Raw genomic sequence first — 26,671 nt, forward strand, 5'->3', positions numbered from 1 at the left:
TTATGGTTTGTCCTTTCGCAGTACTAACTGGTCATACTCACGCGAGTTCAAAATAGCTTCGACAATCACCGGACCCGTCTGCTTAAACGCGTCATCTAAAGCAGATGAGAACTCATCGGTATCGAAGGCCTTAATCACAGGCACACCAAAAATATTATCGCCGCCTATGGTGCCACGATCACGAATCGGTGTGCCGTAAATTGGGTTACTCTTCTTCTCCTGCTTAATACGAATAAGGGCGAGGTCATTATCGGTAAACAGCACAAACACAATATTGAGCTTCTCGCGTACCGCAACGGCTAGCTCTCCAGCCGTCATTAAGAAACCACCATCTCCAATCACAGAACAAACTGGCGTATCAGGGTGACACAACTTCGCCGTTATCGCTGATGGAATAGCAAACCCCATTGCTGACCAGCCGTTAGTCATAATCTGTTTACCCGGTTTAGGGGTAGGCCACTTCTGCCCAATAAGATGAATATGCGCGCCAACATCACAGGTCATGATGCCATCTTGTGGAAACTTTTCTCGTAATACATCTAGTGCTGCACAGGGGCCAAAAGCATTACTATCTGGGGACATTCTTTTAAACATATCTTGCTTACGCTCAGCTAAAGCAGCTAAGTCCCAAGCCTTTATTTGACACTCCACACCTGCTAAGTATTCGACTGAATGAGCGATATTACCAATCACATCACAGGCTAAGGTGTATTGGCTCACATCTAAGTCGGTCGCTACAATATCAACGCTAACAAGAGGTACATTGGGGATCCAATCTTCATAATTAAACTCAATTTCATCGTAACCTATGCTTAGCACTAGATCGGCTTGTTGATGGGTCTGGCCAACCACATCACTTAAGGCATGAAACAAGACGCCTGCATAGTTAGGGTGGGTCTCATCCATAATCCCCTTTGCCATAGGCGTAATAACCACTGGCACATTATGCTCGCGAGCAAAGGCAACCACCTGCTCGCCAACATCACTGGTTACCGCTCTCATTCCAAGGGCGATGACAGGCATTTTTGCCTCAGTGAATAACTTATTCATCTCAATTAAATCAGACAGTTTAGCGCTTTTTTCAGCTTCTACTTTCAAAGGCATTGCTGAACTGACTGGTGTTACTTGAGCACTCATTCCAGCAGGGAGTCCAACATGCACAGGGCCCGGTACGCCCGATAGCGCCACATGGGCAGCATCGAAAATAATCTCTCTAACCTTATCCGCCTCTAAGCGGGTTGTTTTCTTGGTTATAGGCGCAAACAATGCTTGATGATCGACATTCATCTGTACAATACGGTTGCGTTTATCAGGTGCAAACTCATCAGTCAGTGCAATCATAGGTGAACGGTCTAGATAGGCACTCCCAACCCCTGTGGCTAAGTTTGTCGCTCCAGGGCCAAAAGTGCCAAAACAGACACCCGGTACACCTGTAATACGACCACAAACATCAGCCATAAATCCTGCACCGCCTTCATGAGTAGCGAGCACAAAATCAATCCCTTTTGTGGTGCGCATCGCTTCCATGTAATCAACCCAGCCACCGCTTGGTACGCCAAATACATGCTTAACACCGAGTTCGACTAACGCGTCGATCACCTGCTTGGCTACTGTTTTACTTTCTTCTTGAGTAATTGTCATAGTGATACCATCTGTCTATTTATTGAAAACGCTTGGACTAAAGTTATTTATCAACGCAATTACACTGATGCGTAACCTGCTGAGTTACTGTGTACAGAGCCACTAGTCGGCGCTAAACCAGCCATCTGTAAAAAGCTGAGCACGCTGTCATTAAAATCAGTGGGCTTTTCAAAAAAAGCCGAATGACCACAATCATCAAACTCGACGATAAATGACCCCTCTACTTGCTCCTGCACTAGCCTAATCGCCTCTATGGGAAATAATATGTCATCTTGTCCGGCAAGGAACATGGTCAACACACCAGTTTGTGCCAGTTGCTCGGCAGTAAACTTATCCATAGCGTACACTCCGGTTAAGTTTGAACGGTCAGTGCAATTGAAGCTATTTAGCTGTTGATAAAGTATTGCTTCGCCAGGATTGTTTTGCGCAAAATTGTTGCCAAGCACACGCTCAATCTGGCTCATATTTGCGGTGTTTTCACGTGCTTGGTCCATGATATTTTTGACTTCACCAGACTCAACCAGCCCATGGAGAGAGTCTGCAATAATGAGTCCACTGACTCTCTCTGGGTGCTGACAAGTAAAAGTGATAGCCGTGCCACCACCCATTGATTGGCCAAGCAGTGCGGTTTGTTCAATTTTAAGATGATCAAGCAGTGCTAAAAGGTCGCTTGAAAACTCGCTACGCCCGGCTCCCTCGATATCAGATGAGTTACCAAAACCGCGATGGTCGAAGGTTATTACCTGATAAGCTTTTGCCAATACAGCGACCTGCTTATACCAAGTTGCATGATTGCCCCCTAAGCCGTGAGCCAATACGATTGGCTCTCCCTCACCATGAATTTCATAATAAAAACTGTTGCCATTGATATCGATAGTCGCCATCTCAATCACCTTCCATCTAATTTGTTATATGCGGTTAAGCACGTTTGAAAGCTTACTCAGGTAAGATCTCTTTAATACGTTCAGGTGGCTCAACCACAAACTCTTTGAGCTGCCATTGATCGAAGGTGTGCAATATTTTGCTGTCCCAAACCGATGCCTCATAGGGGGCGTTTTCAGTTATTTGCAGCATGTCAGAGTAGAACTCAACATTATTACCATCGGGATCTTTAAACACGATAAAAGTATTTTCACCTGGACCATGACGACCAAGACCACGATCTATCTCGATACCACGAGCAAGTAACATTTCCGTTATTTGCTTCATTTCATCTAAGCTTTCTACTCGATATGAGAAGTGTTCGATACGTGATTGTAGCGGGTCTTGCTGAGCCAACTGATTAGGTGGAAGCTGCAAAAGGGCGAGATCATGATGGTCAGCGCTCGCGCGCATAAACACCATACGATCATCAATCCAATCAGAAACAGTGAGCCCCACCACCTCTTGATAAAACTTCACCGAAGCTTGAACATCTTTCACCTTTAACACTAGGTGACCTAAACGTGTTGGCTTAGGGGTATAGTAATTTTCAACAGACATTTAAGGCTCCTTAGTTATAAGACTTCAGCTTTAATGGTATTGGTAATACAGCCAACGCCTTCGGCCCAAGCTTCAAGTACATCGCCATCTTTAAGAAACAGACCTATGCCTTTGCCGACTCCAGCAGGCGTTCCTGTCATGATCACATCACCCGGCTGCAGGGTAAGGATGCTAGATAGATATTCAATCTGCTCAAACGCATCCCAGATAAGCTCGCTAGTGTTACCATCTTGCATCTGCTTGCCATTAAGCGTTAAGCCAAGGCCAACCTTGTGGGGGTCATCAATACTGCTCTTTGGTACAAATACTGGCCCCATTGGGCAGAACGTGTCCCAGCTCTTGCCACGAAACCAGTCATGTTTGAAGGGGTAATCAGTTCTATGGTTCAAATCTCGAGCTGAGATATCATTGACTACGGTATAACCTGCAATGTAATCCAAGGCATTTTCCGCTTTTACCCGGCGCGCCTGTTTGCCTATCACCACCCCTAGCTCAACTTCCCAGTCCAGTTTTTGTGTCTCGGGCGGCAAGATCACATAGGTGTTGCTTGCGGTAACACTGGTATTCGCTTTCATAAATACATAAGGAGAGCTATCAGGCTTTGCCGCCAAAATAGTATTCATCTCGGCTGCATGTTCATGATAATTAGAAGCGGTGCCAAATATGGTCGCAGGCTTAAATGGCACTAAGATTTGGCAGCTTGTATCAACAGGCGTTAACTCATTGAGAGCAACTAAGGCTTCGACCTTGATGGCAAATCCATCAAGCTCATCTTTAAAGGTTTCCCACTGAGCGATAGCCTCTGTGATGCTATAAGCCCAAACAGGAATGCTCTCACAACCCGCAATCGCCTTATAGGCCGTCAGCAGGTCATATCTCTGTTCATTAATAATAATGGCGGCATGACTCACACCATTTTTGTCGTATGTGGCTAACCCATATTTACTCATCTCTCAACTCTCCTATGTCGCAAGCTGAACTGTCATTCTTGCTAGTGTCTTCCGAGAGCTAAGTCATTGGCTTAATGCTTTTAGGCTCATAGCCCGATTAAACCAACGTACTTAGCTTATAAGCTTTGATAGACAATGTGCTTGGATAGGAGATAAAGATCGACTAAATTTTTAACAGCTTGGTATAACACTTTAATTATAAACAACCTCAAATAACAAACTACAAGTGTATACCTAGCATTTGAGGTTAGGATTAGAGGTTAGCGCCTTGAGCCTAGGCGCTAGAACCTTCTATTACACAAAGGTCCTATAGATCATTCTGCAAGAAACGATAAACAAGAAACCACCGAACAACATGCCTAGCTTTCGCTTATCGAGCTTATGCGCAAACTTGGCACCTATAGGGGCAGCCCATACGGTGACTGGCGAGATGAGTAAGAAGCCGATGATATTGACATAGCCTAAGCTACCTATTGGCAAGCGCGGATCGCTCAAGCCAGATACAACAAAGCCTAAGGTGCCAGGCAAACTAATCAGTAAGCCAAAAATCGCTGCTGTGCCCACCGCCTTATGGATGGTTTGGTTCATCAAGGTCAATACAGGCACACTTAAGGTACCACCGCCAATCCCCATCATGCTAGACAGACCACCGATCACCAAAGGTGGAAAAGGTGCAACAAGCCCCCGGGGAACATCTTGGCTTAGGTTAACATCGTCCATAGGCAGCAACATCTTCAGCGCAACCAACAATGCAATACCGCCAAATAGCGCTGATAAAATCTGACTATCAACATATGAAGCACCAACAGTGCCTAAAATTGAGCCGATAAATACCGCCGGCCCCCACACTTTAACAATAGAAAAATCGACTGAGCCCTTGGCGTGATGAGCACGAGATGAAGAGATAGAGGTAACCACAATACAGGCCAGCGAGGTCGCCACGGCAACATGCATGCGAATAGCGGGATCAACACCATAAAACCCCAATGCAGTATCGAGAACAGGTACTATCACTATACCGCCTCCCACACCTAATAGCCCTGCTAGGATCCCTGCTACAACGCCTGTAGCCAACATCATTGCCGCCAAAGGCAATAGCGACATTACTGTATCCATCATGAGTTCACCTTTTCATATATTAGTCAGTGATTTTAGTATACCCAGCAGATAGACATGCTAACAATCCTATAATATGGTGTATTGATATTACTTTTTAGTGATAACAGTTTGTCACTCTCTCAGAAATAAGGAAATGAAGATGAATACAAAACATTCATTTAGCCCTGAACAATTAGCTCAGATTAAGGAGGCGCAAGCAGCCGCTTCGTCGCTTAAAGAGAAAGGTGAACTGTTAAGTGAAAACGCCTTAGACCTGATAATTAGAGAAGCCCGTAGCCACAATGGCTGGCTTGATAAGCCAGTGCCGGACGAGTTACTCAATCAGATTTATGACATAGTGAAAATGGGCTCAACCAGCATGAATACCTGCCCAGCTCGATTCCTGTTTATACGCACCCAAAAAGCGAAAGAGAGACTAAAAGGCTGTCTAGCACCGCTTAACGTCAATAAGGTTTTAGCAGCACCTGTGACTGTTATTATTGGTCATGACCTAGCGTTTTATAAACATATGCCTAAGCTGTTTGCCCATAACCCTGGCGCGCAGGACCTATTTAAAAACAATGAGCTAGCCGCTAACACATCAGCATTTAGAAATGGAACAATCCAAGGCACCTACCTAATGATTGCCGCCCGGGCACTCGGGTTAGATATAGGTCCTATGTCAGGTTTTAATAACCAAGCTATCGATGAAGAGTTCTTCAAAGGCACTAGCATTAAAAGTAATTTTCTCTGCTCACTAGGTTATGGCGATACCAGCAAAATTTTCCAACGTCTACCAAGGTTTGAGTTCGATGAAGTGTGTGAAATGCTTTAAAGCTGAAAAGTTTTGTGCTGCCAGTTTCTCTGCTCGTAGCAAAACAATAAGGAAACCTAATGAGCTCAACTATCCCTGTCACGTTTATCGAGCCTGATGGATCTGAAAAGCAGGTCCAAGCTGAGATAGGCCTTAGCTTAATGGTTACGGCTCAAGATCATCAAATAGAGGGAATAGCAGCCCTCTGTAATGGTTGTTGCAGTTGTGGCACTTGCCACATTGAACTTGAAACAGCAGTGCTTAACCAGATCCCAGGGCAATATAGCGGTGAAACTCAAGTGCTGAAAAACTTAACTCATGTGAGTTCGAGTTCTCGACTAGCTTGCCAAGTGATAGTCACTGATAAGCTAGCTAATATTCGAGTGAGAGTGAAATCATCCTGAGCCTAACTTGGTCATTGCACTCTATTTTAGCTAATGCTATAGTCCGAAAAATCGCTTCGTATAATCCCAATGATATGGTTTGGGAGTTTCTACCAAGAGCCTTAAATTCTTGATTATGAAGTCTGTAACTTTATGCCACGCCAGATATGGTCTATCTATAGATAGATGGCGTTTATTGTTTGGGTCTTAAAATCCCTATCAATAATCACAGCCCATATTGGCACTATCCTATAAAGGTAGAGACTCATGAACTATTTAAGCTTACCCAAGATCGATCTACATTGTCATTTAGATGGCAGTGTTCGCCCTCAAACAATTATTGATCTTGCCGCCGAGCAAAATATCACCATCCCTAGCCAAGACATTAATGAGATCAAATCATTAATGATAGCGCCTGAAACCTGCACTAACCTTGAAGAGTATCTGTTACGCTTCGATTTACCACTGTCAGTGATGCAAACTGAAGCTGGTATTGAGCGCATCTCATTTGAGCTTTTCGAAGACGCAGCTAAAGAGAACGTTAAGTACTTTGAAGTCCGTTTCGGCCCACAACTGCACCAGCAACAAGGGCTCAGTTTCGATCAAATCATCGGCTCTGTGGTCAAAGGCATGCAGCGCGCCGAAGCTATGTATGACATCAAGGGAAATTACATTCTCTCAATCCTACGCACTTTCCCTAAAGATAATATCCGTGATGTTATCGATGCTGGGGCAGCTTATCTTAATAAAGGTGTCGTAGCGTTCGATCTGGCTGGCGCTGAGCTCCCCGGTTTTTGTAGTGAGTTTATCCCTTATGTGGATTACGCCCTCGAAAAGGGCTATCGCATCACCATACATGCTGGTGAGCAAGGTGTAGGACAAAATGTATTTGATGCTATTTCATTGCTACATGCTGAGCGTGTAGGCCATGGTATTCATATCACAGGTCATCAAGGTGCCTACAATCTTGTTAAACAGCAAAATACCGGATTAGAAACTTGCCCAAGCAGTAATATCCAGACTAAGGCTGTCAATAAGCTCAGTGAACACCCAGCAAAAGCCTTCTACAAAGACAGTTTGCCCATTACGATTAATACCGATAATCGCACTGTCTCTAACACTACAATGACAGATGAAGTACGCAAGGTTATGCAAGAGTTCAACCTAAGCCGCGAAGATTACTTCAATATCTACCGTATCAGCATAGAGCAAGCGTTTGCATCAGATGCAGTGAAACAACATCTGCTGACATTTGCAGAATAAGTTCTAATCAGCTATAAAAAAGCCCCGAGAATGATGTTTCTCGGGGCTTTTTTCTTAGCCAAATGGACTCACTAAATTGAAAAAGCTAGATTGAAAACTTCTTTACTTCACTCTCTAAGTTCTTAGTTAGCTGTTGGATCTGAGCACTCGTCTCATGGGAAGAGTGAGAGACTAAAGCGGTGTTTTCAGCTGTTTCAGAGATATTGACGATTCGTTTTGCAGAGTCCTCTCCAGCGGCAAGTTGCTCAGTGGCTGCCTCAGAGATCTGATGACTCATCTGAGAGATCTCAGACAGTGAAACTGCAATGTTCTTAAGCTCGCTTGATACCTGATGAGACTTAGCAACGGTCTCCTCACTGGTTTCAATACTCTGAGTCACCGAAGTTTTTGCATCCTGAGTCGCAGCCTGAAGCTTAGTGATCATAGTATGGATCTCTCCGGTACTACTTTGGGTACGCTGGGCAAGTTGCCTTACCTCATCAGCAACAACGGCAAAACCTCTACCCTGCTCGCCGGCGCGCGCCGCTTCAATCGCCGCATTGAGCGCTAGCAAGTTAGTCTGCTCTGCAATTCCCTGAATAACGGTTAACACGTTAGCAATATTATTAACCTCATCATCAAGCAATTGAATATTAGAACCCGCACTCTCTATCTGTGTTTCTAATAACGAAATCGTCTTCGACGCTTCCTCTGTCAGCAAGTGAGCGTTTTGCCCTTGATGCTCTGCCGCTTTCACTGAATCAGCCGTTTGTTTAGCGTGATCAGCGACCGTCCCAGATGAAGCCGTTAACTCAGTAATGGCCGATGCGACCATCTGAGTCTCCTCGTTCATCGCCGTCGTTAAGCCATCTAGCTCAGTCGCTCTACGCTCAGACTCCTCCATCTGCTCATTGAGCGTATCCGCCACACTTTTTATTTCTTTTACAACACCTTGAAGCCCTTCTTGCATGTAATTTATCGCACCGACAACGCTGTCATTATCGGCTAATTTAAAATCTGAATTCTGTTTTAAATCGCCCCTCGAGACTTTAATGACAATATTGCGTACGGCATCAATTTCAGCGCCTAAGGCGTTACGCATCTTCAAACCAAACATAAATAGCATTGTAGATAGCACCACAGCAATGATGATCGACAGGGTCAATAACCACTTAGCCACAGACCAGTAACGCTCATTGGCTTCGGCGTAACTGATCCCGGTACCGACATACCAGCCCCAACGCGGGGTCTTTTGTACCACAGAGGTGAGATCGACAATGGCGCCATCACGTTCAGAATCCCAGTGATATGTGATGATCTGCTGAGTCTTATTACCTACTAATCGCTCCACCATCTGACCTATGCTATTGCCACTGGCATCTTTGAAATCATTAAAACTGCTGCCATGTAATTGTGGGTCATGGGGGGTGGCCAGAAAATCTAATTTATCATCTACCACATAGACATATTCTGATTCATGATACTTATTTTCTCTAAGCATCTGGGCCGCAAACTGCTTTGCTTGAGCCTCATCAAGCTTACCTGTTGCAGCGAGTTGCTCAAACTGCTCGACAATGTTCACAGTACTCTTCATCAACTGATTAATACGCGCAATATTGTCGCTCTCACTGGCTTTAGAGAGGGCCTGCAATCCTAAAACTGCAATGCTAATTAAGGCGATAAAGAGTACGCCAACAAATGTCATTATTTTGCTACGAAGTGTCATATTAGAGAAACCTTAGCGAATTGTTGTTTTTATGTACCGCCCTATATAATTAACATTGAAATTAAGATGAAACTAGCCTTACAGAACAATAAAAATCTATTTAAGATGAATAACTATTATTTACTCTGTGAACAGTTGTGTTTTAAACACCATAATAAACTCAGGTTAAATCTTACTCTCAGGTTATTTATCCACCGATAGCGCCAAAGCCAAAATAGTAAGCTAATCACTAGCCATTCCTTTAGGTTTAAATAAAACAGCTCACTTCAACTCAATGAGTCCGATGAATAGAAGTGCTTTAGCTAAAACTAAATCTGACTAATGTTTGAATCGCCAGCAAAGTTAACAGCCATTTAAGAAGATGCATAAACTTGCGGTTATCAATAGTTCCTCGTAGACGAGTGCCAATAAAGGATCCGAGGGCAGCCCCTAAAATCGCCGAGACGATCTGCGGCAAGTAATCAATAAAGATGAAGCCTAAACCAGCATAAGTGAGCACCTTAGCGATATTGCTCATCCCCATCAGCAAGGCTGCGGTAGCAATGATCTGATCTTTATCCTTAAGGCGCTTCAAGAGTAAATTCATGGTTAAAGGCCCAGGCGCTCCGACCACTAAACCCAACCCCGTCTGCACTGCGCCAACAATAAAGAAGTTTTCAAGTCGCCCTAACACATTCTCTATCGGCTTTACCCAAAGTGTCAGCAGCAAGTATGTGGCAATAAATAGTGGAATATATTCACTGGAAAGATTAATTAGAAACAGCCCAAACAGGGCGATACCAGATAAAGAACCAAGCACAAAAGGCGCCACAACAGGCCAGTAAACAGCGCGAAATGCAAAACCTAAACGCGTGAAGTTACTCGCAAGTTGTGTCGTACCATGGAGAGGAATAACGGCTGCAGGTGGAACAAACCAAGGTAAGGTGACCGCTAAAATTAATCCACCACCTAAACCACATATTCCGGCAACAGTTGAGGTGAAAGTGGTAAGTATGAAAAGGGAGGCTATAAGCGAAAAATCCATACACCTCCCTTTTTAAAGTTTGTCGCTGCTTACATCTAATAACCGACACCAGATACCTAACACCTGATACCTAGCAGCTAGGCGCCATAAGCTGCTTTATAAGGTTTTGTAAGTTTGAGTACCTACCCAACCACGCTCTGAAATATCCACCATAATATCTTCAGGGCCCGTCATCTTATACTCAGCATTGTCTTTTGCTGGGTTTTTACCTAGCCCCTGTGCCAAGTTAACATCATGGCGTGGCTGATAACCTTCATCTTTAAACCCATCAACCATAGCTTCTATATCATCACACTGGAAGCCAATATGATGCAAGCCAACATAGCCTTGTGGAAATTCCTTGCCTGCGGCAGGGCCATTTCTGAACTTTAAAATTGCCATATTAATATTGCCGTCAGTCATGTAGAAACCATTGGCATTGCGGCTTGCCACTACGCCAGCAACAGACCAGCCCATCACATTAACGAAAAAGTCTCTGCTTTTCTCTGGGTTATCTGATGCCATAGCAATATGTTTTAATGGGATTAATTTCTTAGTCATCTCTCTCTCCTCGTCCCCGATAGCAGCGCCTCACCATGAGTGAGCAAGCAAAGCTATACAGGGAAACCTCTTATTAAAGTTAGTGTTCTACTGATTAGTGAATTACCGTATTAAGGGCTAACTCCCTACCCTTAGCGGCACAGATAAACTTTTCAGTGCAGCGATAACGCTAAGTGCAGTTATCCGCCCAGTTCCTGGGTTTTCAACAGTAGGTACATTTTCAATGGTTAACTCGAAGCTGGCGCTATCTGCATCAACTCTGATCTTATGTGTGTTTCTCGTTTTGCTCGGATCGGCCCAGATTTCAAGTTCCGTTTCATCAGCCCCAACCCCAGCCAAACCAAGCGCCGCAGCAACGTTCACGTTCGATGGAAACTTCACCGCCCCTTCACGGGCACTGCCTTTAAATAACCGCAGCGGCTCGCTAATACTTATTAGATCAATATTGTTTTCAATCACGTATTTAGCTTTGATGAGGGAGGTGGGTGGCTTTCTCGTTACCATTGTCACCGAGTGAATAGTCCCTTCAGCTGCAGCCCGCACAGCATCAAGCCCGAGCAAGGCCCCTGTAGCCAACACAATTTGCCCGCTGCTTTCACGTGCGATATCTATGATCTGCGGGTTTTCAAGTATTGCAGCGCCACTGACTGTGACTAAAACTTTGCCTTTGCTCAAAGCAGGTACGGCCACATCCATAAAAGCCTGAGTCGGGGCACACTCCACTATCACATCAACCAAACCTGCTAACTCTCCAGCCTCAACGACCATAGCTGGTGAGGTAAAGTCAGACATATTGCTCCGCGCCTTATCAAGATTTCCTGATGTCACGGCGACCAATTCCATGCCCTCAATGCCACTATCTAAAGCCTTGCCAACCACTTTGCCTATGGTGCCAAAACCAGCAATGCCAACCTTTATCTGTTTTTTGCACGCTTGATTCATACTCGTCTCACTCTGTTTTTATCTGTTTATTCACATATAGATTTAACTAAGGAGAAGCCAGCAAAATAGCTAGCCTCCCTATCCACGTTTAACCTTGTACTTTTGAGTTTGAATCGACTGTTCTTGATGGCAGCTCTGGATACTTGCCCATCATAAGAATCAAGATACAGGCGATAAACATGGTTCCTGACATCGCCCATAACACCTCGGTGTAACGGCCTAAAGTGTCATAAGCCAGTCCCATAATCAGCGGCCCGACACTCGCACCTAACTTAAACCCTGAATAACCATAACCATAGATAGCCCCAAATGAGCGTTTACCAAAATACTTAGTGGTAAAGTAGGCCATCACATCAAACTCAGCGCCAATCGCAATACCGATAAGCCCAGTAGAAAGTGCCGCCATCTCCCCTGTCGCGCCCATAGCAAAGGCCGCTAATCCGATGATTGGCCCCAACATAAAGACGACGACCACGTAAGGTGCAAAGAACTTATCCATCAAATAACCAGCAAGGAGGCGCCCCCCTATAATAGACATGCCCAAATAGGCAAACGTACCAACCGCTTCAGGCAGTGTTGCCCCTCTATCCATCATCATAGGAACAAGATGCACCAGCAAAGTTGACGTGGTCAGTCCGGTGATAATAAAAGAGCCCACCATCAACCAAAAAACTTTCTGTTTTATCGCTTCTTTAGCGGTATAACCGACTCGCACATGCTCCATCGCTTTATCAGCTTTGGCTCTGGCACTCACCTCTGCATCAGACAAGGCGATACCATCGGCGACAAGTCCCTTATCTTTGGGCTTATCAGCCAAAATAAACTTAGCAATGGGGAATACCACTAGAACAATCAAGGCACCAATGGCGAGATAAGCCTCACGCCAGCTGTAATGCTCAATAAAATAGGAGGCAATAAATGGCACCATAGTGGTACCTAAACCAACGCCGCTCAGACCTATACCTAAAGCAAGCCCACGCTTCTTATCAAACCAGCTCACCAATAATCGCGAATAGGTCAAAGGTGCTGTACCTGCGCCCAGCAAAGGGATAAGAATACACATGGCATAGAGATGCCAAATAGAGGGAGTCAGTAGGGACATTGACGCCATGACTAATCCAAATAATAGGGTCGATGGAAGCAGGATTTTTTTAACGCCATACTTATCAACAAGCACGCCGGCATAGGGGAAAAAGAGTATCGCGGTAATGCCTATCACCGTCGAGCCAAAGGAGATCTGACCTCGTGTCCAGCCAAAAGCAGTTTCAAACTCCTTAATAAATGTGCCAAACGACATAGCGATGACACTATAACCCAGTGACAAACCGATAATGGCGCCCAACACAATCCACCAGCCATAAAATATGCCGCCAGGTTTTGCCGTGGCAGCAACCTGTGATGATTGAGGTTCAACAACAGAATTTGTACTCTCTAGCCCCACTTCTTCATTGCTCATTGCATGCTCTCTTATTGCTTTAATTAATTTCAAACTAGAGGCTGACAAGTCACAGTGTCAAGCCACTGAAATGAGCCAAAATGAATTTTATCAACAGCGAATTTCACGCAAACGCAATAGCTGTAAGGGTTTAAAGAATAAGCGTTTTCATCTAAAAAACTGCTATTTTAAATACCACTCAAGGCATAACAAAAGGTGTATAACAAAGAAAACCTAAACCACGAAATAGTTATATTTAAAAGCGCAAACAAAGGCTTAGTAAAGATAAGCGTTCTCCAAAGGCCATTGCCTTAAACCCGCTTCAGTTTGGGCAAGCCAAAGCCCATAACTCAACAAACAGAGGAAAGCTACAGCCAAGTTAGCGCTTTACTGGTATCATAATGGGGCATCTAAATTACCCATTTTACTATTTACCCTATGTCTGACACAGCGCCTGAAACAATCACCCCCTACCCCTTTACTCAAGCCCAGCTTCGAGAACTTGCCACTAAGATAAAGTGCTGGGGCAAGGAGTTAGGCTTCGCCCAGATAGGTATTTGTGATACGGATTTGGCCGCAGAGGAGCCTAAGCTGCAAGCCTGGCTGGACAAGGGTTACCACGGCGATATGAATTACATGCAGGCCCATGGCATGATGCGCGCACGCCCCCATGAGTTACATCCAGGAACGGTTCGAGTCATATCGGCGAGAATGAACTACCTGCCACCGCAAGCAGGCTTTGCCACGAACCTAAGCGATCCCAATCTTGCTTACATCTCCCGTTACGCTGGCGGCCGCGATTATCATAAGATGATCCGTAACCGGCTAAAAAAACTAGGCCAAATGATTCAGGCGGAATTAGACGGCATGGATGCGGGCAAGACCAATTTTCGCCCCTTTGTAGATTCTGCACCAATTCTTGAACGGCCACTCGCCGATAAAGCAGGCCTTGGCTGGACAGGAAAACACAGTTTATTACTCAATCAAGATGCGGGCAGCTGGTTCTTTCTCGGGGAGCTATTAATCGACCTGCCTCTACCTGTTGATATCCCCATCGAAGAGGGCTGCAACACCTGCGTCGCCTGTATCAAATCCTGCCCAACTGATGCAATTGTTGAACCCTATATTGTCGATGGCAGACGCTGTATCTCTTATCTAACCATAGAACTGCAAGGGGCTATTCCTGAGGAGTTTCGCACTCAGATAGGTAACCGAATATACGGCTGTGATGACTGCCAGCTAGTATGCCCAGTGAACAGTAAAGCCCCGCTCACTGTAGAGAGTGATTTTCATACCCGGGATCTGTTGAAACAGCCTGAGCTACTGGCTCTGTTCAACTGGAGTGAGGCTGAGTTTCTCAAAATAACCGAGGGCAGCCCTATTCGCCGTATTGGCCACAAACGTTGGCTGAGAAATATCGCTGTAGCGCTTGGTAATGCCCCAGCCCAGCAAAGCGTGATCGATGCTCTTAGCCTAAGAAGATGCTCCGATGAAGTCGATGAGTTAGTCATTGAGCATATTGACTGGGCCATTGGCCAACAGGAAGAGAAGCTCAAACATAGCCTTCAGCAAAGCAGCTCACCGAACCGAAAGACCCAAAGAGTGATCCGCAGTGTCGAAAAAGGCCTACCAAGAGATGCATGATGGCAGAATCGAGGTACGAGGGTTTAGGTGCTAGCTCCTCGCAACTTGCTCCTAACTTTCATCTATCGTAAACCCAACCTTGATGGTCACCTGCCAATGGGCGATCAAGCCAGCTTCAATATGTCCCCGAGTCTCCACCACCTCAAACCACCTAAGGTGCTGCAAACTTTGCCCCGCACTGTTCACCGCATTCTTTATCGCTTCATCTGAGCTGATAGGCGAAGACCCGACTAGTTCAATCAGTTTATAGGTATGACTCATGACTCACTCCAACATCTCTGGCTAATAGGTTCAGTAAAGCGTTGTAATGAGTATAGTCTAGTTAAAAGAGAGTCATTTTCACTCTAAGGATGACGTTATTATTGCGTAATAACGATTAACGCTGGTTTAGTTTTATATTGGGTGGTGTGCTGATTGAATTTTAACTTCATGATTATCTAACGCCTGACCGGCGAGGGATGTACACTTTTTATTTTGAGAAAGTTCTGCGAGTCGCTGCTGCTCTCATAAAAGGTTTCCCTATACATTTTTCGATTCCCCCCTGAAATCACAAGAAACAGATCTCAGTTTAGGGAAATTAAGGCCTGCTATTGTGAGGAGATAGTAAGTTATGTAAATTCAGTAAGATGAAAACCGAAGATATTCAATTTATCCGGTGTCACTGCACAAACTAAGCAAACTAAAAACGCTGTTCTGGCGAACATTATTTACTGAGGTATGAATGACTATAGGTAAGTGTAATTGTGGTGAGGTGGTGTTTGAGATCGCCTGTGAGCTCAAAGATGTTTATTTTTGTCATTGTTCTATTTGTAGGGGGAGTACGGGCGCAAATGGCATTGCGGTTGTAGTTATTGATAATAATAACTTTCACTGGGTTCAAGGTGAGGCGTCTATTAAGACTTGGACCAAACCTAACCATGATTGGCAAACCAGCTTTTGTACTCAATGTGGCTCAAGCTTGCCAGGGAAAAATGATGACGCTCGGATGTATATCCCTGCGGGTCTGCTGCCTGATGACAAAAACAATGACTCAGGTACTAATACTGGCACTAATACTGGTACTGGCACTAGCAATCTAAAAGTAACTCACCATATCTGGGTTGATTCAAAGGCCAGCTGGGACGAGATTGCAGGAGATGGGATTCAACATCCAAAAGCCTTTGGCAGCCATGTTGAGGCTGATGAAAACATGAATAATACAAAAAATCACAAGGATGAACCATAAGTCGTAATTCGAAAAAAATGTAGTTATTTGGATAATAGATTCCATTAAGATTCGGCTGATTCTACTATTTCTCTATGGCTGTATATTTAGGCAGAACGTTCGAACTTAACGACTTGCTTCCTAGGTTTAGATTCTTGCATTCATGAGCTCAGCGCAAGTTAAAATCATCGTTTGTCGATACTCCTGCAATGCTCAAGGCAACCCCTTCAGCTTTCTAATAAACCACTCCCCCTTCTAGGCTATCCCCCATCAGAATATGAGGGTGTTGGCTTAAACCAACACCCAACACTAATTAAGTAAGCGTACATATGTATGGATCCTGTAGGCCAGTTCAGTTTCGGCTAATTTTCGTTTTGTAGACTAGCAAAGAAAGTAACAAAAGCAGGTTAAACTCAACAAATTTATTACCAAGTTACTCCAACACTGAATTTGCCATACAGATTATTCAACATAGAGAAAATAATGCTAACTAAAAAAACTCTTCTATCTACTGCCCTCACAGCTTCAATGGGCTTAAGTCTATTTAGCGGCTTTGCCGCACAGGCCGAAACATTTAAATTCATCGAGCATAAGGCAGCAACATCAGCTGAGACCCTCGTTGTTTTCCAAACTAATGATCAGGCTTCTAGCGACTTAGCACGCCTCGACACCCTATCACAGCAACAAATCTCAAATGCATTAACACTACAGGGCTTTAATGGCGACAGTAACCAGCAGGTTGAGATATTAATGCCCAGCGGCATAGATGCAAAACGCCTACTCGTCATAGGCCTTGGCGATTCGACCGAGATGACACCAGGTCAGGTCAACGCCTTAGGCGCATCAGTTACCGCTCACTTGAGTGAACACGCTGCAGATAATATTCAGATCATAACAGCTGGGATCAGCGACGCCGACAGCAATGCAAGTTTTGCATCTGAACTAGCTCACGGAATTAACCTGCGCGCCTATAAGTTCGACAAGTATTTATCAGAGAAAAAACCTGCCGAGAAGCACTACAAGATACAGGTGAATAACCCTGCTAAAGCTTCAGACAGCTATCAGCAACTTGCAGCAATCGAGCAAGGGGTATTCCTAGCGCGGGACCTCACCTCTGAAGTGCCCACAGAGATGACGCCAGTGCATTTTGCTGATGCCGCTAAGTCACTGAAAAAACTCGGCGTAAAAGTGACAGTCCTTGAACCTAAGAAGATTAAGAAGTTAGGTATGGGCGCACTGCATGCGGTTGGCCGTGGTTCTGATGAAGGAGCACGTCTGGTTATCGCTCACTGGCAAGGCAATGATGATGCCCCTATCGCCTTAGTCGGTAAAGGGATCACCTTTGACTCGGGCGGTTACAACATCAAGGCAACTGGTGACTCAATATCACGAATGAAATCTGATATGGCAGGCGCTGCAGCTGTACTTGGTACCGTTAAAGCTATGGCGATGCAAAAAGCCGATGTCAATGTAGTGGCCGTGATGGCAATGGCTGCGAACATGGTATCAGAAACCGCTTTTGCTCCCGGTGATGTGGTAATGACTGCCGAAGGCTTAAGCGTCGAAGTGCTCAATACTGACGCCGAAGGTCGCTTAGTATTAGCCGATGGACTCTGGTATGCCCGTGAGTTCTACAAGCCAGAGGTGATGATTGATGTGGCAACCTTAACGGGCTCAAAGGTGCGCGCCCTGGGTAAACGCTACACTGGATTATTCAGTGATGATGATGCCTTAGTTAGTGAACTTACGGTTTCAGGCTTAGCTGTCGATGAGAAAGTATGGCGTCTACCGTTAGCCTATGATGACTTACTCAAGAGCCCGATTGCCGACCTTAAAAATGCAGGCTTCGGCGGGCCTGGCGCAACGACTGCGGCGGTATTCTTACAGCAGTTTACCGGTGAAACTAAATGGGCTCACTTGGATATCGCAGGTAGTGCGCTAGCCGCAAAAGATAAAGGGATCACCCCAGCTGGCGGCACCGGACATGGTGTGCGTCTGCTCAGCCACTGGCTCATGAGCCAGGAAAAGTAAGCGCTTATTCACTCCCATTACAAAAGCCCAGTTAATCACTGGGCTTTTTAATATTTGGACGCTAGCTTAGATACGATTTAAATCGGCTTAGCGCAAGGTCCCTTCGGTCTATACTTGGGAACTTGCTCTAAGAGTGCTTTAACTGAGAGTTGTGCACCTTTCCCCAATAAACACTAGCGATGTAAATCTTGTTTCATTATTCCTTTGACTGTTGATAAATCAGACACTTTCCTCTAGGTTCGAGAGTCACACCAGCTTTTCGCTCTCCGTTATAAAAGGAATTTGTAATGAATAGAACTAAGCGCGTACTGTTAGCAGCACTTTCTCTTACACTCGCTCAATCCAGTATTGCAGCCACGCAATCAAAACCCGCCACAACATTCACTAAAGATGCTAATGATGCTGTGTTAAATGCCCTCCCCTTTAAAGACAGGAAAGACTTTGAAAATGCTCAAAGGGGATTTATCGCTAAACCAGATACCGTCACTATCAAAGATGCTCAGGGAAACGTAGTCTGGGATCTAGAGCAGTACAAAACCTACATAAGTATCGATAAAGAGGCCCCCGACACAGTTAACCCGAGTTTATGGCGAAACTCACAACTGGTCATGCAGCACGGTCTGTTTGAAGTCACCGAGGGTATCTACCAAATTCGAGGTTTCGATCTCACCAATATCACTTTCATCAAAGGCAAAACAGGCTGGATTATTTTTGATCCACTCATATCACCTGAAACTGCCAAAGCGGCACTCGACTTTATCAATCAGCAGCTCGGTGAGCGCCCTGTTGTTGCAATCATCTATAGCCACAGCCACATTGACCATTACGGCGGTGCAACAGGCATTGCAACCGCAGAGCAGGTTGCTGCAGGCAAGGTACAGATTATCGCACCTGAACACTTTACCGAACATGCGGTTTCTGAAAACGTCATTGCCGGTAACGCCATGGGGCGCCGCGCGGTTTACATGTATGGCGCTATGCTGCCACGCAATGCTAAGGGGGGCGTTAATGGTGGCCTGGGGATGACGGTATCAACGGGGCTAGCAGGTTTATTACTACCAAGCCACGAGATCACCAAAACCGGAGAGAAACTCACTATTGATGGGGTTAATATGGAGTTTCAGCTCACCCCAGGCAGTGAAGCCCCCGCAGAGATGAATACTTGGTTTCCGGATATGAAAGCCCTCTGGATGGCAGAAAACTCAACCAACACCATGCATAACATCCTGACCTTACGTGGTGCGCAAGTACGTGATGCCTTGATCTGGTCAAGCTTTCTCGATGAAACCATAGATACCTGGGGCAGTCAGGCAAAAGTGAAGTTTCAAAGTCATCACTGGCCGGTTTGGGACAGTGAGAACATCATCCCCTACTTTAAGAAACAGCGTGATATTTACAAGTTTACCCATGACCAGTCCGTACGCCTGATGAACCAAGGCTATACCGGTGAGGAGATCTCAGAGATGATCACCCTACCCGCTGAGCTTGAACAAAACTGGCCAACACGAGGTTACTACGGCACCCTTCGCCATAATAGCCGCGCCGTATATCAAAGATATATGGGCTGGTATAACGGTAACCCTGCTAATCTCAATAACCTGCCACCTGAGATGGTCGCCAAGAAATATATGGAGTTTATGGGCGGCGAAGCGGCTGTATTGAAAAAAGCCCAAGCCTCATTCGATAAGGGCGAATACCGCTGGGTTGCTGAAGTAATGAAACATGCTGTCTTTGCTAACCCTAAGAGCAAAGCAGCTAAAGAGTTGTTAGCCGATGCCTTTGAGCAGTTAGGTTATCAGGCAGAGTCTGGTCCATGGCGCTCAGTTTATCTGCAAGGTGCCTATGAGCTAAGAAACGGTGTCCCATCAGCTGGCGGCACTCAAACTGCCACTCCAGATACGATTCGCGCCATGACTCCAGAGATGCTATTTGATTTCTTAGCCGTGAGACTTGACTCAAGCAAGGCTGAAGGAAAGTTAGTCAATATTAGTATCGACTTTACCGACCTTAAGAGTCAGTACACCCTAACGCTAGAAAACGCAGTACTACACCACAGCAAGAATCAAGTCGACAAGCCCGATGTAGCACTCGTAATGTCAATGAAAACCATGAACAGTATTCAGCTAAAAGAGCTCACTTTTGATGAGGCAATTAAAGATGGCTCAGTGAAAATTAGTGGTGATAAAAAGCTGTTTAAGGAGTTTCTTGGCATGCTAGATGACTTTAACTTCTGGTTTAATGTCGTCACTCCATAAATAGCAGCTAAAAAGTTCCTAGGCTCTAGAGCCTAGGAACTTGCTTACCGCTTATGCTATAACCTAGCTAGCGTTAATACTAAAAGCTGGATCCTGAAACAAGTTCAGGATGACACACTCAACCTTTCTAGAATCCGATCCGCGACACGAAACGCATTGGCGTAGATAGTAAATGTTGGGGTGACAGAGCCGCCATTAGGCATGAAAGAGCCATCGGTAACATAGAGGTTGCTACAATCATGTACTTGGCAATTTTTGTCTAATACCGAGGTTTTAGGATCATCACCAAAACGGCAACCACCAGCCACTAAGTTAGAGGTGGGCTGAGTAAACACATTGCCCCACGCCTCATGGGCCCCCATGGCTTTCATCACCTCCACACCACGATCAACCAGATATTGAGCGACCTTTTCATCATGGGGATGAAAGCCTGCCTTAACCTTAGCCACCCTTTGCCCCCAGCTGTCTTTCTCATTTTCAGCTAAACTCACGTAGCAGTCATCATTGGTGAGCCAGTCACAGAACACTTCAAACTTGAAATCCTTCGATTGAGTAAAGTGCGATTTAATTTTTTGCTTAAGGGCAGTGCCCCATAACAAGTTATCTCCTTGCCACTTTAGGCCTGCAGTTTCACCTGTCGGCGAAGGCGGGTCGAACACAAAGTCCAGCGTGCCGCCCTTTATCGGTTTATCTGTAACTGACTTATCATCAATCTCATACCAGTCTTGCAGCGCTCTATTAAAAAAGGGCCCACGAACCTTTAGCTGCTTGGCTTCAAACTCCTTTAACTTATCCATCTCAAACACACCATGACCAGTGCCCCCCGCGCAGCAGTGAAGATTTTTACCTACCTGCTGATAGCGGTTACCTATACCATTGGGATGCATTTTACCTGTGCTGCTTAATAGCAAGCGCGCACTTTCGATGGAGTAACACGCCACCACAAAAAGCTGAGCCGTCACAGATTTACTTTTGTCATTATCAGACAGGTCAAAGTAATCCGCTGAGCTCATTTGGCCTGAGTCATCGGTAATAAGGCGATAAACCTTAGCCTGAGTAACAAGCTCACAGTTCCCCGTTTTCACGGCGGCATCTAACAACGCGGCGCGCGAGCTAGCCTTGGCACCTGAGTGGCAACCATAACTGCCGCAATAGCCTGAATACTCACAACTTAAGCGCCCATTGAAAGGAGTAGATAAGATCCCTCTCGCCATAGGAAGTGGATGCAGCTTTAACGCCTTACAAGCACGATCAAAACGTTGGGCAACTGGGTGCTCAGCAGTAGGAGGAAAGGGGAAGTCTTTGCTTGAACGAGGCTCTAATTGTGGGTGTTTTACCACCTTGCCAGAAACCCCAATCACCTGCTCAACCTTTGTGTAGTATGGCTCTAACTCATCATAACTGATGGGCCAGTCGACATTATTAGCCCCCTCAATATCACCATACTCAGAAACCAACCTAAAGTCCTGCGGCTTAAGACGATGAAAGTACGCGCTCATAAAGTTGGTCGCGCCGCCAACAATGTTACCGCCCCAGAACTGCGAGGTTGTATCCGATGACCAGCTGCCATCACCATTAGGCTCCTCAAGCAGATGGCGCTCATCGCTAAATTTCGAGCGAAACACACTATGGCGGCCTAATTGCTCATCTTTAAAAAAGTCACTCTCTTTAAACCAGCGCCCCTTCTCAAGCACGCCGACCTTAAATCCCGCTTTTGCTAACTCATAAGCAATCGGCCCAGCCCCAGCCCCACTACCAATAATGCAGACATCGAAATCTTGCTGACTCATACTTTATCCTCTGCACTATGTAGTGAGTTAAAATCCAGATAGGTCTTACCTTCAATGGGACGTGGAAAGCCCGGCTGATGCTCAAGCCACTGCCAGCCAATGCCATCTGTATTTCCACCGTAAATAGGATCTAAAGTCAAAGATTCGAGTAGATAATAGAGCAGCAGTGACAGCCAATTCTCCCCTGCTCGGCTTTTCGATATCTGCTGTAGCACCGCATCTTGCTTGCTAAGCGTTAACTCGATAAAGCTATCACCCTGAGTGGATTTAGCCAGCGCTTCAAGCCAGCCGACGCCTTTCAAAATAAACCCTTTATCGCCGTCAGCCTTGTTATCAGGATCTTCAAGCGCCCATGTCAGATACCGAAACGCATTTAGCGCTTTAGCCGATGGACCATCCCCATCATCGGGAAACAGCTGCATCTGCACCGCTTCGACAACGGCTTGATCATGAGGGCTAAACTCAGACTCTGGGCTGCTTGTGTTATCAGTGGTATCTGTTTTATCTACTTCACCTGCCACAGTAATACCAGGTTTTGCACCAATCAAACCCAGTAAAACTGCTGCAGCGCCGGACTGCCTCAAAAAGGCGCGGCGATTTAAACCAGAGTCATACGCACTGACAAGTTCAGGCTTATTTGACCCCGCTTTTTGTGGCTTTTGAGTTAACATGTGCGCTCCTTGCTACAGCTTGTGTTGACCAGTGACTCAACCTTTGAATTGACTCGATTCCACTCAGTAATATTGGCACTTAACGTATCGGTAATACCATCAACCTGCCTGATAACGCCGTTGATATCCACTAAGAAACTGGTTGGTGTCCCCATGACACCAAAACGGTGAGTCACCTCAGCGTTATCATCGAAAGCAATCGCATAATTAGTTGAAAAGCGAGATTGAAACTGGGCGATTTCAGCCAACGAGTCGCTCCAGCTAGTATTAACAGCTAACAGTTTAGCTTGTTCACCATACTCACTTTGAATATCGACCAAATGAGACGCCTTCTTCATACAGGGGCCACACCAAGTATTCCAAAAGATGAGATAAACAGCACGTTTACCGCGGTAATCACTTAGGTTAAACCCTTCGCCATCTAGCTGCTGTAAACTGAAATCAGGAGCTAACTCACCAACCGCTAAAGGAGCAGATAAACTTTGGCCTACACAAGCGAACCCAATCACTATTGCCAATATGGGACGCGAAAAAAATGTTTGCTTGAGAAACGTTAAAACCTGATTCATCTTCACCTAGCCTGTTAAACCTTTGAATGATACACAAGTACAGAAAACCAACATGTACAAGCAGACCGCCTTCATCAATAAAATAATTCAGGTTAACTTCATTTCACATGTTTAATTGATTTAGAACAAGTTTTAACCCAAATTCATTCAATACATTATCAAGGTCTAATTGATAAGAGGGACTCCCATGACGCTTAGCCCAATCAAGAGTAACAAGGATGTCGCTATCATAGGCGGTGGGATAATCGGAATTTGCACAGCCTACTACCTGCATCAAGCGGGTAAAAAGGTGGTGCTTATCGAGAAGGATGAGATAGGTAAAGCCTGCTCTTTCGGTAATGCTGGCTATATTACCCCCAGCCACTTCATTCCGTTAGCCGCGCCGGGCATGATCCAAAAAGGGCTGAAATGGATGCTTAATCCTAAAAGTCCTTTTTTTGTCAGACCAAGCCTCGATCTGGATTTTATCAAGTGGCTACTCGCTTTCGCTAAAAAGTGTACTGCTGCGCATTCACAGCAAAGCCAGCAAGCGATTTTAGATCTCAACCTTAAATCTCTTGAGCTCTATCAATCCCTGCATAAATGTGAGGAACTCGAGTTTCAATTTCATCAAAACGGCCTCTTGATGCTGTTTAAAACCCAATCTGGCTTAGATGAGGAGGCCAAGACGGTGGCCCAAGCGAATAGTCTGGGGCTCAAGGCTAAAATCTTAGATAAAGAAGCCCTTAAAGCATTAGAGCCTGAGATGAACTTCGACCTTGTGGGGGCAGCATTTTATCCCGAAGATGCGCATATCGAACCTTTTGAGTTTATTGCAAATATGACTCACTACCTGAAAAGTCAGGGAGTCGAGTTTCTAACCCAGACCCAAGTCACCAGCTTTAATACTCAACCCCAAGGCACTAAGCAAACACTCAAGACAATTAACACCACTAAAGGGGTGATTGAAGCTGGTGAATTTGTACTCGCGACCGGCGCTTGGTCCAGCGCACAGGCTAAACTTTTTGGTCTCAATCTGCCTGTACTGGCGGGGAAAGGGATCAGTATCACCTTAGACAACCACGCAGCCACTGCTAGCAAGCCAGTATTTAACTGTAAAACGCCCTTTATTTTAAGTGAAGCCAAAGTCGCAGTGAGCCCATTTAACGGTAAAATCCGCTTTGGTGGCACCATGGAGCTAGGTCCACTTGAAGATCAACTTATCAGAGGCTTAAGTCAAAATAGGATCTGCGGACTACTAGAATCCGCTAGCCGATACCTGCCAAGATTCGATGCCCAGCAAGTGGATCGTGACAGTTTCTGGTCTGGCTTTCGTCCCTGCACACCCGACGGGCTCCCGATTATCGGCAGAGCGCCTTCAATCGATAACCTGACCGTAGCAACGGGGCATGCCATGATGGGCTTAAGTCTCGGCCCTATCACTGGAAAGCTTGTCAGTGAGATCATTAACGGTGACAAACCAAGCGTAGATCTGACTCCCTTTGCGATTAATCGTTTTACTTAGTTCATCGCTTTGCGCACTCATTTGATAGCACTATTGCAATGGTTTCAAACGAACACGTGGAACTATTTGGGATTATCAGCCTCTTATACTTTGATAGCTTGTTGTTATCCGAGTATTAAGCAGCGCTTTGCTGCTTAAGCACTATTCGGGTAAGCTAAATTAAGGGCAAACTAAAAGATAGGTATATGAAGCGCACTATTGGACTCATTTTCTGTTTACTCATCATTATGAGCGGTATCGCTTATCATTTTTTATCGCCACAAATTTTTGTAAAGAATCAATCCGATAGAAGTTTTTACCAGGTTAACTTCACCCTTCCCGATAACCAACTTAGCTTCGAACCCATTAAAGCTAAAAGCCGGCAAACCCTCTATTTTTCACCACAAGAAAAAACAGGGATCGTCACCTATCAGCTTATCTCAATTAACGGTGCTAAAGTGGCACAAGGTCATATTGAATATGAGTTTGAACCCGGTGGTTTTTCCCAACTCGGCACTAAACTCAGCTTCACCATAGACGAGCAATATAGAATTAGCTTTACGAACAAGTAGCCACAAGAATTATCTACTAATCAATTAATATCATGCGAGTGATCATTGCGACTTCAACTCATACTTCTCTACTTCCTACACTTCTACCTTAGCGCTTGCACAGAGTTGATAACAAAAACGGCAAAATTCCTAAATCACTCCATACTTATGAAAACACGATCAATTTGGAGTCAGCATGTCTCGTTCTTTAGTTCCCAGCACTAGCCCCTATGCACCTATTGTGGGTTTTTCCCGTGCCGTTAGAGTTGGCAATCACATCAGTGTAGGCGGCACAGCTCCCATAGATCATAAGGGAAACACCGTAGGTCTGAACGATCCAGCTAAGCAGCTACATCAATGTATGGCAACGGTAACTCATGCTCTAGAAGCTGTTGGAGTGGGTTTAGAGAGTGTTGTTCGTACTCGCATCATGCTGACCAATATCAAAGACTGGGAGGCTGTAGCCAAAGTTCATGGTGAATATTTTAAACACATCAGGCCTGCATCGACTGTGGTTGAGGTCAGTGGTTTTATTAACCCTAAATGGCTGATTGAGATAGAGGTTGATGCAATCATAGATATCGATCACTGTATAGATTAGCGCTTAAAACTAAGCGCTATTCTATTGTTGTTAACCTTTATTTCTAACCTGAGTTAAGACAGCAGCATGCGCCACCACATACCAGGCAAGCTGGTAAAGCCTGTGGTGTAGTGCTTAAGCTCACCGTCCTTTAACACCATCAAGGTCGGCGTAAGCAGCACAGACCAATCCCGTGCAATCTCATTATTACTGTCATTGATGGTATCGAACTCATAGCCTTTATGAGCAAGATACTTAACCATCTTGTCATCCGGACCTGAATTCATCGCCACGCTCACAACAGGATACATGCCAGACATCGTATCCACTGCCGGACTAACAAAGTTACAAACTGGACACCAAGTTCCCCAAAAATAGACTAAAACAGCCTGATCTTGGCTCATCGTCTTAATGTCAATATCACTTCCAGCAAGTGTCACACCTTTGATATCAGGCAAGTTATCTCGTGGAATATCTTTACCACGCCAGATATCCATCACGCCGGTAACGACGATGGCAAATACGATAAACAGCGCTAACTGTTTAACCCAGCCAAAAGCCCTTTTCATCGGTGTGAGTTGAGTGCCTTTATCACCCTGTCGCTCATCATCGCTGC

General features: G+C 45.3%; 25 protein-coding genes and 1 riboswitch. Of the genes, 10 read left to right on the forward strand and 15 right to left on the reverse strand.

Annotation, left to right across the window (positions count from 1 at the left end; translation table 11 throughout):
* From BM736_RS17470 to BM736_RS17490, 5 genes are all read right to left on the reverse strand, one after another.
* The gene (locus BM736_RS17470; protein ID WP_076414525.1) at positions 1-1,641 is read right to left on the reverse strand and encodes a thiamine pyrophosphate-binding protein; all 1,641 of its coding nucleotides are present in this window, start codon (positions 1,639-1,641) and stop codon (positions 1-3) included.
* Between the two features lie 59 nt (positions 1,642-1,700).
* Positions 1,701-2,525 carry an alpha/beta fold hydrolase gene (locus tag BM736_RS17475; protein WP_076414527.1) on the reverse strand — a complete coding sequence of 275 codons (825 nt, stop codon included), beginning with the start codon at positions 2,523-2,525 and terminating at the stop codon, positions 1,701-1,703.
* Between the two features lie 52 nt (positions 2,526-2,577).
* A complete protein-coding gene (locus BM736_RS17480) occupies positions 2,578-3,123 on the reverse strand; it encodes a VOC family protein (RefSeq protein WP_076414529.1) in 546 nt (181 codons plus the stop codon).
* Between the two features lie 14 nt (positions 3,124-3,137).
* Entirely contained in the window at positions 3,138-4,073 is a 936-nt protein-coding gene (locus BM736_RS17485) for a fumarylacetoacetate hydrolase family protein (RefSeq protein WP_076414531.1), read from the reverse strand.
* A 294-nt stretch (positions 4,074-4,367) separates the two neighbouring features.
* Positions 4,368-5,192 (reverse strand): sulfite exporter TauE/SafE family protein, encoded by an 825-nt coding sequence (locus BM736_RS17490; RefSeq protein WP_083700303.1) that lies wholly within the window; start codon positions 5,190-5,192, stop codon positions 4,368-4,370.
* A gap of 139 nt (positions 5,193-5,331) precedes the next feature.
* Between BM736_RS17490 and BM736_RS17495 the strand changes: the two genes are divergently transcribed.
* The 3 genes from BM736_RS17495 to add all read left to right on the forward strand — a co-directional run bounded on the left by BM736_RS17495 (position 5,332) and on the right by add (position 7,631).
* Positions 5,332-6,006 carry a malonic semialdehyde reductase gene (locus BM736_RS17495; protein ID WP_143562425.1) on the forward strand — a complete coding sequence of 225 codons (675 nt, stop codon included), beginning with the start codon at positions 5,332-5,334 and terminating at the stop codon, positions 6,004-6,006.
* A 59-nt stretch (positions 6,007-6,065) separates the two neighbouring features.
* Complete coding sequence (locus BM736_RS17500; protein WP_076414533.1) at positions 6,066-6,389, forward strand: 2Fe-2S iron-sulfur cluster-binding protein; 324 nt, start codon at positions 6,066-6,068, stop codon at positions 6,387-6,389.
* Between the two features lie 36 nt (positions 6,390-6,425).
* Positions 6,426-6,525, forward strand: a riboswitch (purine riboswitch).
* Positions 6,526-6,635: 110 nt separating this feature from the next.
* The gene (gene add / locus BM736_RS17505; RefSeq protein WP_076414535.1) at positions 6,636-7,631 is read left to right on the forward strand and encodes an adenosine deaminase; all 996 of its coding nucleotides are present in this window, start codon (positions 6,636-6,638) and stop codon (positions 7,629-7,631) included.
* An 85-nt stretch (positions 7,632-7,716) separates the two neighbouring features.
* Here the strand turns inward: add and BM736_RS17510 are convergent, their stop codons facing one another.
* From BM736_RS17510 to BM736_RS17530, 5 genes are all read right to left on the reverse strand, one after another.
* Entirely contained in the window at positions 7,717-9,336 is a 1,620-nt protein-coding gene (locus BM736_RS17510; protein WP_076414537.1) for a methyl-accepting chemotaxis protein, read from the reverse strand.
* A 298-nt stretch (positions 9,337-9,634) separates the two neighbouring features.
* On the reverse strand, positions 9,635-10,360 hold the full coding sequence (locus tag BM736_RS17515; RefSeq protein ID WP_076414539.1) for a TSUP family transporter: 726 nt from the start codon (positions 10,358-10,360) through the stop codon (positions 9,635-9,637).
* 96 nt (positions 10,361-10,456) lie between these two features.
* Positions 10,457-10,900, reverse strand: a complete 444-nt coding sequence (locus BM736_RS17520; protein WP_076414541.1) for a VOC family protein — start codon at positions 10,898-10,900, stop codon at positions 10,457-10,459.
* A 117-nt stretch (positions 10,901-11,017) separates the two neighbouring features.
* Complete coding sequence (locus tag BM736_RS17525) at positions 11,018-11,842, reverse strand: aspartate dehydrogenase (protein ID WP_076414542.1); 825 nt, start codon at positions 11,840-11,842, stop codon at positions 11,018-11,020.
* 88 nt (positions 11,843-11,930) lie between these two features.
* On the reverse strand, positions 11,931-13,298 hold the full coding sequence (locus BM736_RS17530) for an MFS transporter (protein WP_076414544.1): 1,368 nt from the start codon (positions 13,296-13,298) through the stop codon (positions 11,931-11,933).
* A 417-nt stretch (positions 13,299-13,715) separates the two neighbouring features.
* On the opposite strand from BM736_RS17530, the gene queG reads away from it, so the two are divergent.
* Positions 13,716-14,921 (forward strand): tRNA epoxyqueuosine(34) reductase QueG, encoded by a 1,206-nt coding sequence (gene queG / locus BM736_RS17535; RefSeq protein WP_076414546.1) that lies wholly within the window; start codon positions 13,716-13,718, stop codon positions 14,919-14,921.
* Positions 14,922-14,972: 51 nt separating this feature from the next.
* Here queG and BM736_RS17540 read toward each other — a convergent pair whose 3' ends face one another.
* Positions 14,973-15,182 (reverse strand): dodecin, encoded by a 210-nt coding sequence (locus tag BM736_RS17540; protein WP_076414548.1) that lies wholly within the window; start codon positions 15,180-15,182, stop codon positions 14,973-14,975.
* Between the two features lie 460 nt (positions 15,183-15,642).
* Here BM736_RS17540 and BM736_RS17545 point away from each other — a divergent pair, with 460 nt between their 5' ends.
* The 3 genes from BM736_RS17545 (at position 15,643) to BM736_RS17555 (ending at position 20,411) form a co-directional block, all read left to right on the forward strand.
* Positions 15,643-16,146 (forward strand): GFA family protein, encoded by a 504-nt coding sequence (locus BM736_RS17545; protein WP_076414550.1) that lies wholly within the window; start codon positions 15,643-15,645, stop codon positions 16,144-16,146.
* A gap of 462 nt (positions 16,147-16,608) precedes the next feature.
* Positions 16,609-18,156 (forward strand): leucyl aminopeptidase, encoded by a 1,548-nt coding sequence (locus BM736_RS17550; protein WP_076414552.1) that lies wholly within the window; start codon positions 16,609-16,611, stop codon positions 18,154-18,156.
* A gap of 287 nt (positions 18,157-18,443) precedes the next feature.
* Entirely contained in the window at positions 18,444-20,411 is a 1,968-nt protein-coding gene (locus tag BM736_RS17555) for an alkyl/aryl-sulfatase (protein WP_083700308.1), read from the forward strand.
* A gap of 104 nt (positions 20,412-20,515) precedes the next feature.
* Here BM736_RS17555 and BM736_RS17560 read toward each other — a convergent pair whose 3' ends face one another.
* From BM736_RS17560 to BM736_RS17570, 3 genes are read right to left on the reverse strand one after another with little or no spacing between them, the layout of a single operon-like run.
* Positions 20,516-22,201: a GMC family oxidoreductase gene (locus tag BM736_RS17560; protein WP_076414554.1), complete on the reverse strand. Its 1,686-nt coding sequence runs from the start codon at positions 22,199-22,201 to the stop codon at positions 20,516-20,518.
* The gene (locus BM736_RS17565) at positions 22,198-22,872 is read right to left on the reverse strand and encodes a gluconate 2-dehydrogenase subunit 3 family protein (RefSeq protein WP_076414556.1); all 675 of its coding nucleotides are present in this window, start codon (positions 22,870-22,872) and stop codon (positions 22,198-22,200) included. The genes BM736_RS17560 and BM736_RS17565 overlap by 4 nt, the downstream gene beginning before the upstream one ends.
* Complete coding sequence (locus BM736_RS17570) at positions 22,866-23,441, reverse strand: peroxiredoxin (RefSeq protein ID WP_076414558.1); 576 nt, start codon at positions 23,439-23,441, stop codon at positions 22,866-22,868. Before BM736_RS17570 ends, BM736_RS17565 begins: the two co-directional genes overlap by 7 nt.
* Positions 23,442-23,628: 187 nt before the next feature.
* Here BM736_RS17570 and BM736_RS17575 point away from each other — a divergent pair, with 187 nt between their 5' ends.
* From BM736_RS17575 to BM736_RS17585, 3 genes are all read left to right on the forward strand, one after another.
* Entirely contained in the window at positions 23,629-24,945 is a 1,317-nt protein-coding gene (locus BM736_RS17575) for an FAD-binding oxidoreductase (protein WP_076414559.1), read from the forward strand.
* 185 nt (positions 24,946-25,130) lie between these two features.
* Complete coding sequence (locus BM736_RS17580; RefSeq protein ID WP_076414561.1) at positions 25,131-25,496, forward strand: hypothetical protein; 366 nt, start codon at positions 25,131-25,133, stop codon at positions 25,494-25,496.
* A gap of 175 nt (positions 25,497-25,671) precedes the next feature.
* Positions 25,672-26,076: a RidA family protein gene (locus tag BM736_RS17585; RefSeq protein WP_076414563.1), complete on the forward strand. Its 405-nt coding sequence runs from the start codon at positions 25,672-25,674 to the stop codon at positions 26,074-26,076.
* A 53-nt stretch (positions 26,077-26,129) separates the two neighbouring features.
* On the opposite strand, the gene BM736_RS17590 is transcribed toward BM736_RS17585, so the two are convergent.
* Entirely contained in the window at positions 26,130-26,624 is a 495-nt protein-coding gene (locus BM736_RS17590) for a protein disulfide oxidoreductase (protein ID WP_076414670.1), read from the reverse strand.
* Positions 26,625-26,671: the final 47 nt, after the last annotated feature.

The organism is Shewanella sp. UCD-KL12 (assembly GCF_001957125.1).
Lineage (GTDB): Bacteria > Pseudomonadota > Gammaproteobacteria > Enterobacterales > Shewanellaceae > Shewanella.

Bases quoted from the DNA above. Each gene is read 5' to 3' on its own strand.
- BM736_RS17470 (WP_076414525.1), bottom strand. From the start codon at position 1,641: ATGACAATTACTCAAGAAGAAAGTAAAACAGTAGCCAAGCAGGTGATC.
- BM736_RS17475 (WP_076414527.1), bottom strand. From the start codon at position 2,525: ATGGCGACTATCGATATCAATGGCAACAGTTTTTATTATGAAATTCAT.
- BM736_RS17480 (WP_076414529.1), bottom strand. From the start codon at position 3,123: ATGTCTGTTGAAAATTACTATACCCCTAAGCCAACACGTTTAGGTCAC.
- BM736_RS17485 (WP_076414531.1), bottom strand. From the start codon at position 4,073: ATGAGTAAATATGGGTTAGCCACATACGACAAAAATGGTGTGAGTCAT.
- BM736_RS17490 (WP_083700303.1), bottom strand. From the start codon at position 5,192: ATGATGGATACAGTAATGTCGCTATTGCCTTTGGCGGCAATGATGTTG.
- BM736_RS17495 (WP_143562425.1), top strand. From the start codon at position 5,332: ATGAATACAAAACATTCATTTAGCCCTGAACAATTAGCTCAGATTAAG.
- BM736_RS17500 (WP_076414533.1), top strand. From the start codon at position 6,066: ATGAGCTCAACTATCCCTGTCACGTTTATCGAGCCTGATGGATCTGAA.
- add (WP_076414535.1), top strand. From the start codon at position 6,636: ATGAACTATTTAAGCTTACCCAAGATCGATCTACATTGTCATTTAGAT.
- BM736_RS17510 (WP_076414537.1), bottom strand. From the start codon at position 9,336: ATGACACTTCGTAGCAAAATAATGACATTTGTTGGCGTACTCTTTATC.
- BM736_RS17515 (WP_076414539.1), bottom strand. From the start codon at position 10,360: ATGGATTTTTCGCTTATAGCCTCCCTTTTCATACTTACCACTTTCACC.
- BM736_RS17520 (WP_076414541.1), bottom strand. From the start codon at position 10,900: ATGACTAAGAAATTAATCCCATTAAAACATATTGCTATGGCATCAGAT.
- BM736_RS17525 (WP_076414542.1), bottom strand. From the start codon at position 11,842: ATGAATCAAGCGTGCAAAAAACAGATAAAGGTTGGCATTGCTGGTTTT.
- BM736_RS17530 (WP_076414544.1), bottom strand. From the start codon at position 13,298: ATGAGCAATGAAGAAGTGGGGCTAGAGAGTACAAATTCTGTTGTTGAA.
- queG (WP_076414546.1), top strand. From the start codon at position 13,716: ATGTCTGACACAGCGCCTGAAACAATCACCCCCTACCCCTTTACTCAA.
- BM736_RS17540 (WP_076414548.1), bottom strand. From the start codon at position 15,182: ATGAGTCATACCTATAAACTGATTGAACTAGTCGGGTCTTCGCCTATC.
- BM736_RS17545 (WP_076414550.1), top strand. From the start codon at position 15,643: ATGACTATAGGTAAGTGTAATTGTGGTGAGGTGGTGTTTGAGATCGCC.
- BM736_RS17550 (WP_076414552.1), top strand. From the start codon at position 16,609: ATGCTAACTAAAAAAACTCTTCTATCTACTGCCCTCACAGCTTCAATG.
- BM736_RS17555 (WP_083700308.1), top strand. From the start codon at position 18,444: ATGAATAGAACTAAGCGCGTACTGTTAGCAGCACTTTCTCTTACACTC.
- BM736_RS17560 (WP_076414554.1), bottom strand. From the start codon at position 22,201: ATGAGTCAGCAAGATTTCGATGTCTGCATTATTGGTAGTGGGGCTGGG.
- BM736_RS17565 (WP_076414556.1), bottom strand. From the start codon at position 22,872: ATGTTAACTCAAAAGCCACAAAAAGCGGGGTCAAATAAGCCTGAACTT.
- BM736_RS17570 (WP_076414558.1), bottom strand. From the start codon at position 23,441: ATGAATCAGGTTTTAACGTTTCTCAAGCAAACATTTTTTTCGCGTCCC.
- BM736_RS17575 (WP_076414559.1), top strand. From the start codon at position 23,629: ATGACGCTTAGCCCAATCAAGAGTAACAAGGATGTCGCTATCATAGGC.
- BM736_RS17580 (WP_076414561.1), top strand. From the start codon at position 25,131: ATGAAGCGCACTATTGGACTCATTTTCTGTTTACTCATCATTATGAGC.
- BM736_RS17585 (WP_076414563.1), top strand. From the start codon at position 25,672: ATGTCTCGTTCTTTAGTTCCCAGCACTAGCCCCTATGCACCTATTGTG.
- BM736_RS17590 (WP_076414670.1), bottom strand. From the start codon at position 26,624: ATGAAAAGGGCTTTTGGCTGGGTTAAACAGTTAGCGCTGTTTATCGTA.